The organism is Salinicola sp. MIT1003, from assembly GCF_001858555.1.
GTDB lineage: Bacteria > Pseudomonadota > Gammaproteobacteria > Pseudomonadales > Halomonadaceae > Salinicola > Salinicola salarius.
Window position 1 is genome coordinate 76,958 of sequence record NZ_MCAP01000007.1, and the last position, 14,469, is coordinate 91,426.

General features: G+C 65.4%; 12 protein-coding genes. 11 read left to right on the forward strand and 1 reads right to left on the reverse strand.

All coding sequences use genetic code 11. The annotated features are described in order from the left end of the window. Positions 1-121: 121 nt before the first annotated feature. The 6 genes from BC443_RS03710 to BC443_RS03735 all read left to right on the forward strand — a co-directional run bounded on the left by BC443_RS03710 (position 122) and on the right by BC443_RS03735 (position 7,183). Complete coding sequence (locus BC443_RS03710; RefSeq protein ID WP_071230496.1) at positions 122-1,300, forward strand: acyl-CoA dehydrogenase family protein; 1,179 nt, start codon at positions 122-124, stop codon at positions 1,298-1,300. Then, positions 1,297-2,136, forward strand: coding sequence for an enoyl-CoA hydratase (locus tag BC443_RS03715; protein WP_071230497.1), 840 nt, complete (start codon positions 1,297-1,299; stop codon positions 2,134-2,136). Before BC443_RS03710 ends, BC443_RS03715 begins: the two co-directional genes overlap by 4 nt. Further along, on the forward strand, positions 2,133-3,311 hold the full coding sequence (locus BC443_RS03720) for an enoyl-CoA hydratase/isomerase family protein (RefSeq protein ID WP_071230498.1): 1,179 nt from the start codon (positions 2,133-2,135) through the stop codon (positions 3,309-3,311). The genes BC443_RS03715 and BC443_RS03720 overlap by 4 nt, the downstream gene beginning before the upstream one ends. Beyond that, positions 3,298-4,086, forward strand: a complete 789-nt coding sequence (locus BC443_RS03725; RefSeq protein WP_071230499.1) for an SDR family NAD(P)-dependent oxidoreductase — start codon at positions 3,298-3,300, stop codon at positions 4,084-4,086. Before BC443_RS03720 ends, BC443_RS03725 begins: the two co-directional genes overlap by 14 nt. A gap of 41 nt (positions 4,087-4,127) precedes the next feature. Beyond that, entirely contained in the window at positions 4,128-5,369 is a 1,242-nt protein-coding gene (locus BC443_RS03730; RefSeq protein WP_247643212.1) for an acetyl-CoA C-acyltransferase, read from the forward strand. An 83-nt stretch (positions 5,370-5,452) separates the two neighbouring features. Then, positions 5,453-7,183: an AMP-binding protein gene (locus tag BC443_RS03735; protein WP_071230500.1), complete on the forward strand. Its 1,731-nt coding sequence runs from the start codon at positions 5,453-5,455 to the stop codon at positions 7,181-7,183. On the opposite strand, the gene BC443_RS03740 is transcribed toward BC443_RS03735, so the two are convergent. Next, the gene (locus BC443_RS03740) at positions 7,184-7,609 is read right to left on the reverse strand and encodes a hotdog fold thioesterase (protein WP_071230501.1); all 426 of its coding nucleotides are present in this window, start codon (positions 7,607-7,609) and stop codon (positions 7,184-7,186) included. Between the two features lie 232 nt (positions 7,610-7,841). Between BC443_RS03740 and BC443_RS03745 the strand changes: the two genes are divergently transcribed. The 5 genes from BC443_RS03745 (at position 7,842) to BC443_RS03765 (ending at position 14,398) form a co-directional block, all read left to right on the forward strand. Further along, a complete protein-coding gene (locus tag BC443_RS03745; RefSeq protein WP_071230502.1) occupies positions 7,842-9,227 on the forward strand; it encodes a GntP family permease in 1,386 nt (461 codons plus the stop codon). Positions 9,228-9,231: 4 nt separating this feature from the next. Beyond that, positions 9,232-10,902, forward strand: coding sequence for an acyl-CoA synthetase (locus tag BC443_RS03750; protein WP_210766237.1), 1,671 nt, complete (start codon positions 9,232-9,234; stop codon positions 10,900-10,902). 63 nt (positions 10,903-10,965) lie between these two features. Continuing rightward, positions 10,966-11,421 (forward strand): MaoC/PaaZ C-terminal domain-containing protein, encoded by a 456-nt coding sequence (locus BC443_RS03755; protein ID WP_071230505.1) that lies wholly within the window; start codon positions 10,966-10,968, stop codon positions 11,419-11,421. Between the two features lie 95 nt (positions 11,422-11,516). Then, positions 11,517-12,686: an isovaleryl-CoA dehydrogenase gene (locus tag BC443_RS03760; protein WP_071230506.1), complete on the forward strand. Its 1,170-nt coding sequence runs from the start codon at positions 11,517-11,519 to the stop codon at positions 12,684-12,686. Between the two features lie 104 nt (positions 12,687-12,790). Next, the gene (locus BC443_RS03765) at positions 12,791-14,398 is read left to right on the forward strand and encodes a carboxyl transferase domain-containing protein (RefSeq protein ID WP_071230507.1); all 1,608 of its coding nucleotides are present in this window, start codon (positions 12,791-12,793) and stop codon (positions 14,396-14,398) included. Positions 14,399-14,469: the final 71 nt, after the last annotated feature.

Sequence of the window (14,469 nt, forward strand, 5' to 3'; positions counted from 1 at the left end):
TCAGCACTAGGTCCAATTGTGGTGGCGACGACGCCATCGCTAGAACTGAACGACGGTGCGTGCCGCAGGCCCACAAGGCGCGGCATGTCAAAGCGCTTTCAGCGATGGAAACCCCTTCGTCATGAATTTCGAACTCGACAACGACCAGCAGGCCTATCGAGAGGCGGCGCGCCGGTTTTCCCGGCAAGAATTGGCGCCCAACGCCGCCGACTGGGACGCCAACGACGTCTTTCCCGTGGAAACGTTACGCCGCGCCGGTGACATGGGCTTCTGCGGGCTCTGCATCCCCGAGGCTCATGGTGGCCTGGGCCTGAGCCGGCTCGATGCCACCCTGATCATCGAGGAACTGGCCAGAGGTTGTACCGCCACCACCGCCTTCCTGACCATCCACAACATGGTCAACGGGATTCTGTCCCGCTACGCCACGGATGCCGTGCGCGAGGCCTGGCTGCCGGCCATGATCGCCGGCGAGAAGCTCGGCTCCTACTGCCTGACCGAACCCGGCGCCGGCTCGGATGCGGCCTCGCTGCGAACCCGGGCTCGCCGCGAAGGCGACGGCGATCACGCCAGTTACGTCATCGATGGCAGCAAGATGTTCATCTCCGGCGCCGGCAGCACCCAGCTGCTGGTGGTAATGGCACGCACCGGCGAGCCGGACAGCGGCGCCGACGGGATCTCCGCCTTCGCGGTACCGGCGGACAGCCCCGGCATCGAGTACGGCAAGCACGAGGAGAAGATGGGCTGGCGCAGCCAACCGACCCGAGCCGTCAGCTTCGACGGCGTGCGCGTGCCGGCAGACCATCGCCTGGGGAAAGAAGGCGAAGGCTTCCGGATCGCCATGCAAGCGCTGGACGGCGGGCGCATCAATATCGCCACCTGCTCCGTGGGCACGGCCCAGGCCGCGCTGGAAACCGCACATCGCTATCTCGAGACGCGGGAACAGTTCGGCAAGCCGCTGGCCAGTTTCCAGGCACTGCAGTTCAAGCTCGCCGACATGGCCACGCAGCTCGTCGCGGCGCGCCAGATGGTGCGGCTGGCGGCGAGCAAGCTGGACCGCAACGATCCCGACGCCACGCTCTACTGCGCCATGGCCAAGCGCTTCGCCACCGACGAGGGTTTCACGATCTGCAACGACGCGCTGCAGCTGCATGGCGGCTACGGCTATCTGCGCGACTATCCGCTGGAGCGCCATGTTCGCGACTGCCGGGTCCATCAGATTCTCGAAGGCACCAACGAGATCATGCGCCTGGTGGTGGCGCGCCGGCTGCTCGCCAAGGAAGATCTGGAGAATCTGTCATGACGATCGATCACGAATCTTCGCACGATGACGAGCATACCGGTCTGCGCCTGGAGCGGCGCGGTGCCGTGGCGCTGATCACCATCGACAATCCGCCGGCCAACACCTGGCATGAGGCATCGCTGGCGGCGCTGGAGCGTCACATCGAGACGCTCAATGCCGATGCCGGGAACCAGGCACTGGTGATCGTCGGTGCGGGCGAGAAGTTCTTCTCCGCCGGCGCCGATCTCAAGCGCTTCATCGACGGCGGCAAACCCGCCGCGCTGGAAATGGCGACGCGCTTCGGCCAGGCGTTCGAGACGCTGGGCGCCTATCGCGGCGTCAGTATCGCCGCGATCAACGGCTACGCCATGGGCGGCGGGCTCGAGTGCGCGCTGGCCTGCGACATCCGTATCGCCGAGCGTCAGGCGCAGCTGGCGCTGCCCGAAGCCAAGGTCGGCCTGCTGCCCTGCGCCGGCGGCACCCAGCATCTGCCCTGGCTAGTCGGCGAAGGCTGGGCCAAGCGCATGATTTTGTGCGGCGAGCGCATCGACGCCGCGCGTGCACTGACGATCGGCCTGGTCGAAGAGGTCGTCGATACCGGCGCGGCGCTGGACACCGCGCTCGAACTGGCCGAGCGCAGCACCCGGCAGAGCCCGGAGGCGTTGACCCGCTGCAAGCGTCTGATCATGAACGCCCGCCATCAGGATCTGCCCAGCGGTTATCGGATGGAGCGCGAGCTGTTTCTGGAACTGTTCGACACCGACTCGCCCACCGAGGGTATCGGCGCCTTCCTCGACAAGCGCGAGCCGCGCTGGCGCTGCGATCCTGACTCGACACAGCGCGGGGAAGACTCATGAGCGATCAGGTCCGGTTCGATACGCTATCCACCGCCGACGGGTACCGGATCGGTGTCATCACGCTCGACGCGCCGAAGAGCCTGAATGCGCTCTCGCTCGGGATGATCGATGCCCTGCAGGCACGACTCGATGCCTGGGCGGCGGACGAGGCCATCGTGGCGGTGTGGCTGGAAGGTGCCGGCGACAAGGCCTTCTGCGCCGGCGGCGATGTGGTCGCGCTGTATCGCGCCATCGTCGAAGGCAGGACGAACGCCGATCCCGAGGCCGTCGCGCACCGCAACGACGAGAGTTTCGTGGCCCGCTACTTCAGCCATGAATACCGGCTCGATCACGCCATCCACGGCTACCCCAAACCCGTCATCGCCTGGGGTGACGGTATCGTCATGGGCGGTGGTATCGGGTTGATGGCCGGCGCCTCCCATCGCGTGGTCACGCCGCGCGCTCAGCTGGCGATGCCGGAAATCACCATCGGCCTCTACCCCGACGTCGGCGCCAGCTGGTTTCTGAATCGCATGCCGGGGCGCAGCGGCCTGTTCCTGGGGCTGACCGGCGCGCGACTCAACGCCAGCGACGCACTGTTCGTCGGCCTGGCCGACCGTTTGATCGACGAGTCGCGGCGCGAGGCGGTGATCGACGGTCTGCTCCGGGCCGACTGGCGCGAGCCCGCTAGCGCCGTAGGCCAGGTGCTGCGCGAACACGCCGGCGCCAGCCGCGCGCTCGCCCCGGACGGCGAGGTGGCACCGCGCCTGGATGCCATTGCCGCACTCACCGATGCCGATGACGACGCGACGCTGATTCGCCGGGTCATCGCCGCCGCCAGCGACGGCGACCCGTGGATCGCTCGCGCGGCGAAGAATCTGGCCGCCGGGTCGCCGCTTTCGGCCCGGCTGATCCTGCGTCAGTTGTCTCGCTGCCGACGGCTGTCGCTTTCCGAGGTGCTGCGCGAAGAGCTCGGCCTTTCGCTGGCCTGCGCCGCCCGTGGCGATCTCGCCGAAGGGGTGCGCGCGCTGCTGATCGACAAGGACAAGACCCCGGCCTGGCGCCATCGCCACGGCGAGGTGCCGGAAACCGATATCGCGGCCTGCTTCATTTCCCCGTGGGATCGCGATCGTCATCCCCTGCGCGATCTCGTCGATCGGCCAGCCGAGGAGGAACCGGCTCATGCAACTGGCTGAACGCACCTTCATCGTCACCGGCGGCGGCTCCGGGCTGGGCGCCGCCACGGCGCGGATGCTCGTCGATGCCGGCGCCAACGTCGCGCTGGTCGACCGAGACCTCGATACCGCCCGCCATCATGCCCGCACCCTCGGCGACACGGCGCTGGCCATTCAGGCCGACGTGACGCAGGAAGCCGATGGCGAGCGCGCGCTGGCCGAGACGCTCGAACGCTTCGGTGCGCTGCACGGTTTGATCAACTGCGCCGGTATCGCGCCGGCGGAGAAGATCCACGGCAAGCGCGGCGTGCATGGCCTCGACAGCTTCCGCCGCACGATCGACATCAACCTGATCGGCACCTTCAACATGCTGCGACTGGCGGTAGCGGCGATGCAGAAAAACCTCGCCGAAGGCGACACCCTGCCAAGAGAGGACGACGGTGAGCGCGGCGTGGTGATCAATACCGCCTCGGTGGCCGCGTTCGAGGGCCAGATCGGCCAGGCCGCCTATGCGGCCTCCAAGGCCGGCGTGGTCGGGATGACGCTGCCCGCCGCCCGCGAGCTGGCCTCGTCCGGCATCCGCGTCATGGCAATCGCCCCCGGCATCTTCGACACCGCGATGATGCAGGGCATGCCCGCCGAGGTCCGCGACGGCCTCAACGCCAAGGTGCCGTTCCCCAGGCGCATGGGCCACGCCGAGGAATATGCCGCGCTGGTGCGCCAGATTCTCGAAAATCGCTACCTCAACGGAGAGGTAATCAGGCTCGACGGCGGCATTCGCATGTCCGCTCAGTAGAAAAGTGGCTGCGTTCGATCATATGACGCCAGGAAGCATCGATGAGTGACCATGCAGGCAACACCGGAGAGTCGACCATGAAATACGAAGACCCGATCGTGATCGTCGGCGCCAAACGCACGCCGATGGGCGCCTTCCAGGGCGCGCTCGGCGGCTTGAGCTGTCCGCAGTTGGGCGCGGCAGCGATCCGTGGCGCCCTCGAACAGTCCGGGCTGGCGGCGGACGCCGTCGACGAGCTAGTCATCAATGAAGTGCTCATGGGCTGCGTGCTGCCGGCGGGCCTCGGCCAGGCGCCGGCCCGCCAGGCGGCACTCGGCGCAGGGCTCGCCGAGTCGACGCCCTGCACCACCGTCAACAAGATGTGCGGCTCCGGCATGAAGGCGATCATGCAGGCATTCGATGCGCTGCGCCTGGGTAGCGCCGAACATGCCATCGCCGGTGGCATGGAGAGCATGAGCAACGCCCCCTACCTGCTGCCCAAGGCCCGTGCCGGGCTGCGCATGGGGCATGCCCAGGTGCTCGATCACATGTTTCTCGATGGGCTCGAGGACGCCTACGAGCCGGGCCGGCTGATGGGCACCTACGCCGAAGAATGCGCCGAAGCGTTCGGCTTCACCCGCGAAGCCCAGGACGACTACGCCATCGCCTCGCTGACCCGGGCCAGACGGGCGATCGAATCCGGCGTGTTCACCAGCGAGATCGTGGCGCTGGAGGCGCCGGCCGGGCGAGGTACGGATCGCGTCGAGCACGACGAGGCGCCGTACAAGGCCAATATCGACCGCATCGCGCAATTGAAACCGGCCTTCCGCGACGGCGGCACGGTGACCGCCGCCAATGCCAGCTCGATCTCCGACGGCGCCGCGGCGCTGGTACTGATGCGCCAGCGCGAGGCCGAGCGGCTGGGGCTGACGCCGCTGGCCCGGCTCCACGGCCATGTCAGCCATGCCATGCGCCCCGGCGACTTCCCGGTCGCACCGATCCACGCCATCCGCAAGCTACACGAACGGCTCGGCTGGTCGCGGGAGAACGTCGATCTCTACGAGATCAACGAAGCCTTCGCGGTGGTGGCAATGGCAGCGATGCGTGAACTCGGCCTCGATCACGCACGGGTCAACGTTCACGGCGGCGCCTGCGCATTGGGCCATCCCATCGGCGCCTCTGGCGCGCGGATCGTGGTCACGCTGCTCAACGCGCTGGCGCATCACGGCATGGCGCGGGGCGTGGCGGCGATCTGCATCGGCGGTGGCGAGGCCACGGCCATCGGCATCGAACGGCTGACTTGAAGCCATCCCTTTGAAGCCATCACTCGAAACGACCCACTCGGCAGCACGCCCCGAATGGCGGCGCCCCTACCGGAGAAGCCAGCATGTCTGCAAGCGATGCCCCTGCGCACGGACCCCGTGCCAGTTATGTCAGCGGTACCAGCGATCTGCCCCTGATCGGCATGACCATCGGCGACTGTCTGGACGCCGCCGCCAGCGAATGCCCCGAGCGCGAAGCGCTGGTCAGTTGCCATCAGAACCTGCGCTATACCTATGCCGAATTGCGTGCAGAGGCCGACCGCATCGCCCGGGGGCTGATGGCGCTGGGCGTCGAGCGCGGCGACCGGGTCGGCATCTGGTCGCTCAATTGCGCCGAGTGGGCCATCACCCAGCTTGCCGCGGCCAAGCTCGGTGCGATCCTGGTCAATCTCAACCCCAGCTATCGCGCCCACGAGCTCAAACACGCGCTGACCCAATCCGGCCTTTCCACCCTGGTGTTGCAAGGCGCGTATCGGGTCAGCGGCACAATCAAGTCGCATTACGTCGACATCCTCTGTGAAATCGCGCCGGAACTGCGCGATCCGCCAAGCGCTGGAGATCGGCTGCAGGCATGCGCAGCCCTGCCCCGGCTGAAGCATGTGATCTGCCTCGACGAGACATTCGCCACGCCCGGCATGTGGTGCTGGCCCGAGCTGCACACCCTCGCCGCCAGCACGCCGGTCGAACGCCTCGCCGAACGTCAGGCGGCGCTGCAGTTCGACGACCCGATCAATATCCAGTACACCTCCGGCACCACCGGCGCGCCCAAGGGCGTGACGCTGACCCATCACAACATTCTCAACAACGGCTACTTCGTCGGCGGCGGGATGAACCTGCAACCGGGCGAGCGCGTGGTGATTCCGGTTCCGCTGTATCACTGCTTCGGCATGGTGATGGGCAACCTGGCGTGTCTTTCCCATCGCGCTACCGCGATCTATCCCAACGATGGTTTCGATCCCGAGGCCACGCTGCGCGCCGTGGAAGCCGAACGGGCCCAGGCGCTCTATGGCGTGCCGACGATGTTCATCGCCGAGCTGGAGCATTCGCGCTTCGCCGAGTTCGATCTTTCCAGCCTGCGCACCGGCATCATGGCCGGTTCCAACTGCCCCATCGAAGTGATGAAGCGGGTGATCGAGCGCATGCACATGAAAGACGTCACCATCTGCTACGGCATGACCGAGACCAGCCCGGTCAGCCTGCAGACCCGCACCGACGCCCCGCTGGCCAAGCGGGTTTCCACCGTCGGCACCATCCATCCGCACCTGGAAGTGAAGATCGTCGACCCCGCCAGCGGCCGGATCGTGCCGCGCGGGGTCAGCGGCGAACTCTGCACCCGCGGCTACAGCGTCATGCTCGGCTACTGGAACGACGACGACGCCACGCATCAGGCGATCGACCCGCAGCGCTGGATGCACAGCGGCGACCTGGCGATGATGGACGACGACGGCTTCGTGGCGATCACCGGGCGCATCAAGGACATGATCATTCGCGGCGGCGAGAACCTCTATCCGAGCGAGATCGAGGAGTTTCTCTACACCCACCCGGCGATTTCCGATGCCCAGGTCTTCGGCGTGCCGGACCCGAAGTACGGCGAAGCGGTAGCGGTCTGGATCCGGCTGGTGGAAGGCGTGGAGCTCGACGAGGAAGCCATCCGCGATTACTGCCGCAATCGCATCGATCATCACAAGATCCCGCGCTATGTGCGCTTCGTGGATGAATTCCCCATGACCGTCAGTGGCAAGATCCAGAAATTCCGCATGCGGCAGTCCACCAGCCAGGAGCTGGGGTTGGAGTGATCACCCCCGATTGACCACCGCCATGGTCAACCGCGACATGCATACCAGCCGGCCGCGTTCGTCCTCGATGCGGATCTCCCACAGCTGCGTCGTGGCACCGATATGCAGTGGCCGGGCGCAGCCTTCGACCCAGCCTTCGCGCATCGCGCGGACGTGGTTGGCATTGATATCGAGCCCGACTGCCATCCTGTTCGGATCGGCGAGACACAGATTGGCGGCGATGCTGCCCAGCGTTTCCGCCAGCACCACCGAGCCGCCGCCGTGGAGCAGCCCGTACGGTTGGCGGGTTCGGTCATCCACCGGCATGCGGCCACGCAGGCAATCCTCGCCCAGCTCGGTGAATTCGATACCGACGTGGCTGACCAGCGTTTCCCGACACTCGGCCTCGAGTGCTTCCAGCGATGACTCGCGTTTCCAGATCGGCATGACAGGGGCCTCCTGCAATCAAGTGGTGGGGAGGCTGGCGGCCTCCCTCTTTAGGCTAGGTTCTCTATTAACACGTTGACGTCAACGTCAATCAATACCTATCGTCATCTCGGGCTCTGCTGCGACATTCGCATGACGGCCCATTTGGCTATTCACTGAAAAACCCGCTCACAACAACAATGCTCCCGGTGCCGCCCGATGGCACTCGGACTCCGACTGAGGCCAAGGATTCATGAGTACGCTGGCTATCGTTCTATCGCTGATCCTGCTGATCGTTTTCGCCTATCGAGGTATTACCGTACTGCTGCTGGCCCCGCTGATGGCGTCATTGGCGGTGCTGCTCTCGGGGGAGGCCGGGCTGCTGCTGCCGATCTACACCGGCACCTTCATGAGCGCCCTCGGGGGCTATCTGATCAAATTCTTCCCGCTGTTCATCCTCGGCGCGCTGTTCGGCCAGTTGATGGCAGATTCCGGTGCGGCCCATGCCATCGCACGCTGGATCATCCGCCGTCTCGGTACTCGCCACGTGGTGCTCACGGTGGTGCTGGCCTGCGCCATTCTCACCTACGGCGGCGTGTCGCTGTTCGTGGTGGCGTTTGCGGTCTTTCCCATCGGTGCGGCGCTGTTCCGCGAGACTGGCACGCCCAAGCGGCTGATTCCCGGCGCCATCGCGCTGGGTTCGTTCACCTTCACCATGACCGCGCTGCCGGGGACGCCGGCGATCCAGAACGCGATTCCGATTCCGTTTTTCCAGACCACCAGCTTCGCCGCGCCGGGGCTCGGCATCGTCGCTGGCTGCCTGATGCTGGGGCTGGGCACCTGGTGGCTGCAGTCCCGTGCCAGCAAGGCCATGCGCAAGGGCGAGGACTATGGTCATCATCCCAACGAGAAGATCGATATTGCCGAGGTGCCCGAGATCGGCACCATCGCCGCCTTCACCCCGCTGGTGATGGTGATTCTCCTCAATGGCCTGCTGACTTACTGGATACTGCCGAGCATCGACTTCTCGCAGCTACCGGAAGAGCGCTTCGGCAGTCTCAACCCCAGCTCGATGCTCGGGCTGTGGGCGATCATCATCGCCCTGCTGATCTCCTGCACCTGGCTGATCGCGACCCGCTGGCGACATTGGGAAGACCTCAAGGAGACCATCAACAAGGGCTGTTTCGGCTCGATGCTGCCGGTGTTCAACACCGCCTCCGAAGTGGGCTACGGCGCGGTCATTGCCAGCCTGGCCGGCTTCGTCGTCATCCGCGATGCCGTGCTCAGCCTCGCCCCCGGCAACCCGCTGATCTCCGAGGCGGTCTCGATGAACGTGCTGGCCGCCATTACCGGTTCCTCCTCCGGCGGCATGAGCATCGCGCTCAGCGTGCTCGGCGACGACTATCTGCGCATGGCCAATGCCGTCGGCCTCGACCCCGAGCTGTTGCATCGGGTCGCCACCATTGCCGCTGGCGGCATGGATACGTTGCCCCACTCCGGCGCGGTCATCACGCTGCTGGCGATCTGCGGTCTGACCCATCGTCAGGCGTATCCCAACATTGCCATGGTCACTATCGTAGTGCCGATGATCACGCTGGTCGCCGTGATCACGCTGGGCACGCTGTTCGGGAGTTTCTAATTCGATGACGCCATCCAGAGAAACCGCAATGCTGCCATCGGGCCACGATTACGACCGTCTCTACGCCGACTTCGACTGGGACGTGCCGGAGCGCTTCAATATCGCGACCGTCTGCTGCGATCGCTGGGCAGACGACCCCCAGCGAGTGGCGATGATCGAGGTACGGGAGGATGGCAGCCATCGCGATATCACCTTTCGCGAGCTGCAGCAGGACGCCAATCGACTGGCCAACAGTCTGACCACGCAGGGTGTCCGACCCGGCGACCGGGTAGGCGTGCTGCTTCCCCAGTGCCGTGAAACCGCGATTTCACACCTGGCGTGCTTCAAGCTCGGCGCTATCTCGGTCCCCCTGTTCAGCCTGTTCGGCCCAGAGGCGCTGCAGCATCGGCTCGCCGACTGCGAAATGCGCGCCATCGTCAGCGACAAGCGAGGGTTGGCAACGCTGGACGAGATTCGTCACCAGGTGCCGACGCTGACCTCGATCTACACCATCGATTCGCGATCGGATGCGAGCGCCCCGATCCATGATGCGCTCGATTTCCACGCCGAGCTGGCGCGAGCTTCCAGCGACTTCACGACCTACGATAGTCGTGCCGACGACCCCGCGCTGATCATCTATACCTCAGGCACCACCGGCAGCCCCAAGGGCGCGGTTCATGGTCATCGAGTGCTGCTGGGACACCTGCCCGGCGTCGAGATCTCTCACGATCTGTTGCCACAGCCCGGCGATCGATTCTGGACGCCGGCCGACTGGGCGTGGATCGGCGGGCTGCTCGACGTACTGTTGCCGGCGCTCTATCACGCGGTACCGATCGTCGCGCATCGCATGCTCAAGTTCTCGCCAGAAAAAGCCTTCGAGCTGATCGATCGCCACCAGATCCGCAACCTGTTCCTGCCGCCCACGGCGCTCAAGCTGATGCGTCGGGTCGAGTCGCCGCATATCCACTGGCGGCTTGCGGTCAGGAGTGTCGCCAGCGGTGGCGAGGCTCTGGGCGAAGCCTTGCTTGAGTGGGGCCGCCAGACTTTCGGCGTCACCATCAACGAATTCTATGGCCAGACCGAATGCAACATGGTGCTGTCGTCGTGTGCGTCTCTCGATGTGCATCGCCCCGGCGCCATCGGCAAGGCCGCGCCGGGCCATGTAATGGCGATCGTCGATAGCGACGGTAACCCGCTGTCCGAGGGGGAGATCGGCCATATCGCCGTTCATGCTCCCGATCCGGTGATGTTTCTAGGCTACTGGCAGAATCCGGAAGCGACACGGGCCAAGTTCGCCGGTGACTGGCTGTTGACCGGCGACATGGGCAGTCGCGATGCCGAGGGCTATTTCACCTTCATCGGGCGCGACGACGACGTCATCACCAGCGCCGGCTACCGCATCGGCCCGGCACCGATCGAAAACTGCCTGCTGCGCCACCCGGCCGTGCGCATGGCGGCGGTCGTGGGCAAGCCGGACGCTCTACGCACCGAGATCGTCGCGGCTTACGTCGTTCTCGCCGAAGGCTGGGCACCTTCGAAGGCGCTGATCGAAGAACTGCAACAGCATGTGCGTTCGCGCCTCGCCGCGCATGAATATCCGCGAGACGTCATGTTCGTCGATGAATTCCCCATGACGGCCACCGGCAAGGTCGTGCGCAGGGCACTCAAGGCATTGAATCCGAGCGACGACGGATGACCGTCGCGATCGCAGACCCTCTTTTTCACGTTCTTCACAGGCTCTTCAAATAGGAGACACCCGATGAATTTTGTCGGTAAAGCGTTCGACGAACTGGACCTGGAAACATCCTTCGGCCAGACCCTGACCATTACCGAGACTCATATCAGCCAGGCCTGCGGACTGTTCGGCGACTTCAATCCGCTGCACAGCGACGAAGAATTCGCCAAACAGACCCGGTTTGGTCGGCGCATCCTGCATGGACCGATGACCTCGGCCTACATGACCGCCTCCATCGGCATGTTCTTCTACGCCACCGCCGTCGCCTACCTCGAACACAACTGTCGCTTTGTCGCTCCAGTCTTCGCCGGCGACACCCTGACGGTGAGCTGGCGTATCGACGAGCTGATCCCCAAACCCAAGCATCACGGTGGCATCGCCGTTCTGAAAGGCACCTGTCGCAATCAGCGCGGGGAAGAGGTCGCCCAGGCCGATGGCAAGATCTTGCTGCTGGCGCGGGAGGCGGTCGCAAGCGCCTAAGACCATGGTCGAGGGGCTATGGTCGCGCCCGCGATTTGACGTTAACGTCAACGTATCAAGACGTAGAAGCTGTATCCGACAGCGAGGATTCCACCATGTACGCCCCCTATACCGAGCTCGATTTCGGCCTCGACGACACGCTCAACATGCTGCGCGAGCAGGTCAACGCCTTTGCCCGCGACGAGATCGCCCCGCGCGCGGCCCAGGTCGACCACGACAACGCCTTTCCTGCCGATCTGTGGCAGAAGTTCGGCGACATGGGCCTGCTCGGCATCACCGTCGGCGAGGAAGACGGCGGCAGCGGCATGGGCTATCTCGCTCACTGCATCGCCATGGAAGAGATCTCGCGGGCCAGCGCGTCGGTGGGGCTTTCCTACGGCGCCCACGCCAATCTCTGCGTCAATCAAATCAAGCTCAACGGCAGCGCGGAGCAGAAATCCAAATACCTGCCCAAGCTGATCAGCGGCGAGCATGTCGGCGCGCTGGCGATGTCCGAGCCCGGCGCGGGCTCGGACGTGGTCTCGATGAGCCTGCGCGCCGACAAGCGCGGCGACAGATACGTGCTCAACGGCAACAAGATGTGGATCACCAACGGCCCCGACGCCGACGTGCTGGTGGTCTATGCAAAGACCGACCCGGACGCCGGCGCCAAGGGCATCACCGCGTTTCTGATCGAGAAAGATTTCGCCGGCTTTTCCACCGCGCAGAAGCTCGACAAGCTGGGCATGCGCGGCTCCAACACCTGCGAGCTGGTGTTCCGGGATTGTGAAGTGCCGGCGGAAAACGTGCTGGGCGAGGAGAACCGCGGCGTACGCGTGCTGATGAGCGGGCTCGATTACGAGCGCACCGTGCTCGCCGCCGGCCCGGTGGGCATCATGCAGGCGTGCCTGGACGTGGTGGTGCCTTACGTTCACGAGCGCAAGCAGTTCGGCCAGTCGATCGGCGAGTTCCAGCTGGTACAGGGCAGGCTCGCCGACATGTACACCACCCTCAACGCCTGTCGTGCCTATCTCTACGCGGTGGCCGGCGCCTGCGACCGGGGTCGGGTCAGCCGCAAGGACGCCGCCGGCGTGATTCTCTACTGCGCCGAAAAAGCCACCCAGATGGCGCTGGACGCGATCCAACTGCTCGGCGGTAACGGCTATATCAACGAATACCCCACCGGACGATTGCTGCGCGACGCCAAGCTCTACGAGATCGGCGCCGGGACCAGCGAGATTCGGCGGATGTTGATTGGGCGTGAGCTCTTCAACGAATCGGCTTGACCCCAGCCACGAGCCACGGGTTCCGGGCCACGAGCGGCTCGAAGCTCGAAGCTCGAAGCTCGAAGCTCGAAGCTCGAAGCTCGAAGCTCGTCAGAGGATATTCCATGGCAGTGCTAACGACACAGATCAACCCCCGCACGGACACCTTCCAGGCCAACGAGGCGGCGCTGCGGGGCGAAGTCGACAAGCTGCGCGAACTGACCGCCGCCATCGCCCAGGGCGGCGGCGACAAGGCCCGTGCGCGGCATGAATCTCGCGGCAAGCTGTTCGTGCGCGACCGCATTGACCATCTGCTCGACGAGGGCGCGCCGTTTCTGGAGATCGGCGCGCTGGCGGCGCACGAGGTCTACGACTCCCCCGTGCCCGCCGCCGGCGTGGTGGCGGGGATCGGGCGCATCAGCGGCGTGGAGTGCGTGATCGTCGCCAACGATGCCACGGTGAAAGGCGGCACCTACTTCCCGCTGACGGTGAAAAAGCACCTGCGCGCCCAGGAGATCGCGCGCAAGCATCGGCTGCCCTGCGTCTACCTGGTCGACTCCGGCGGCGCCTACCTGCCCGAGCAGGACGAGGTCTTCCCCGATCACGACGACTTCGGCCGCATCTTCTACAACCAGGCCACGCTTTCCGCCGCAGGCATCCCGCAGATCGCGGTAGTGATGGGCTCCTGCACCGCCGGTGGCGCCTACGTGCCGGCGATGGCGGACGAATCGATCATCGTGCGCGGCCAGGGCACCATCTTTCTCGGCGGGCCGCCGCTGGTGAAGGCCGCCACCGGCGAGACCATCAGCGCCGAGGATCTGGGCGGCGCCGACGTTCACGCCAAGATCAGCGGCGTGGTCGACCACTATGCCGAGAACGACGCCCACGCGCTGCAGCTCGCCCGCCGCGCTGTCTCCCGGCTCAACTGGCACAAGCGCGGCCGGTTGGCGATGCGCGAGCCTCGCCCGCCGCGGCTCGATCCCTCGGAGCTCTACGGCATCGTCGGTACCGACCTGCGCAAGCCGTACGACGTGCGCGAGGTGATCGCACGGCTGGTGGACGATTCCGATTTCGACGAATTCAAGCGCTACTACGGCGACACCCTGGTCACCGGCTTCGCCCACTGGTGCGGCCATCCGGTAGGCATCGTCGCTAACAATGGCGTGCTGTTCTCGGAATCCGCCGAGAAAGGCGCGCACTTCATCGAGCTCTGCGCCCAGCGCCAGATTCCGCTGATCTTTCTGCAGAACATCACCGGCTTCATGGTCGGCTCCAAGTACGAGCAGGAAGGCATCGCCAAGCACGGCGCCAAGCTGGTCACCGCCGTGGCCTGCGCGGAAGTGCCCAAGTTCACCGTGCTGATCGGTGGCAGCTTCGGTGCCGGCAACTACGGCATGTGCGGCCGCGCCTATGACCCGAATCTCTTGTTCATGTGGCCCAACGCGCGCATCTCGGTGATGGGCGGCGAGCAGGCCGCCAACGTGCTGGCCCAGGTCAAGCGCGAGCAGCTCGAACGGGACGGTAGCGACTGGCCGGAAGACGAGGAAGCCGCGTTCAAGGCGCCGATTCGCGAACAGTACGAACGCCAGGGCCACCCCTATTACGCCAGCGCACGGCTGTGGGACGACGGCGTGATCGATCCGCTGCAGACCCGCGACGTGATCGGCCTGGCGCTGTCAGCCGCGATGAATGCGGAGATCGAAGAGACGCGCTTCGGCGTGTTCCGGATGTAGGCGCTTCGCGCCCAGCCACGAGCGACGGGCAGCGAGCCACGAGAAGCTCGAAGCTCGAAGCTCGAAGCCAA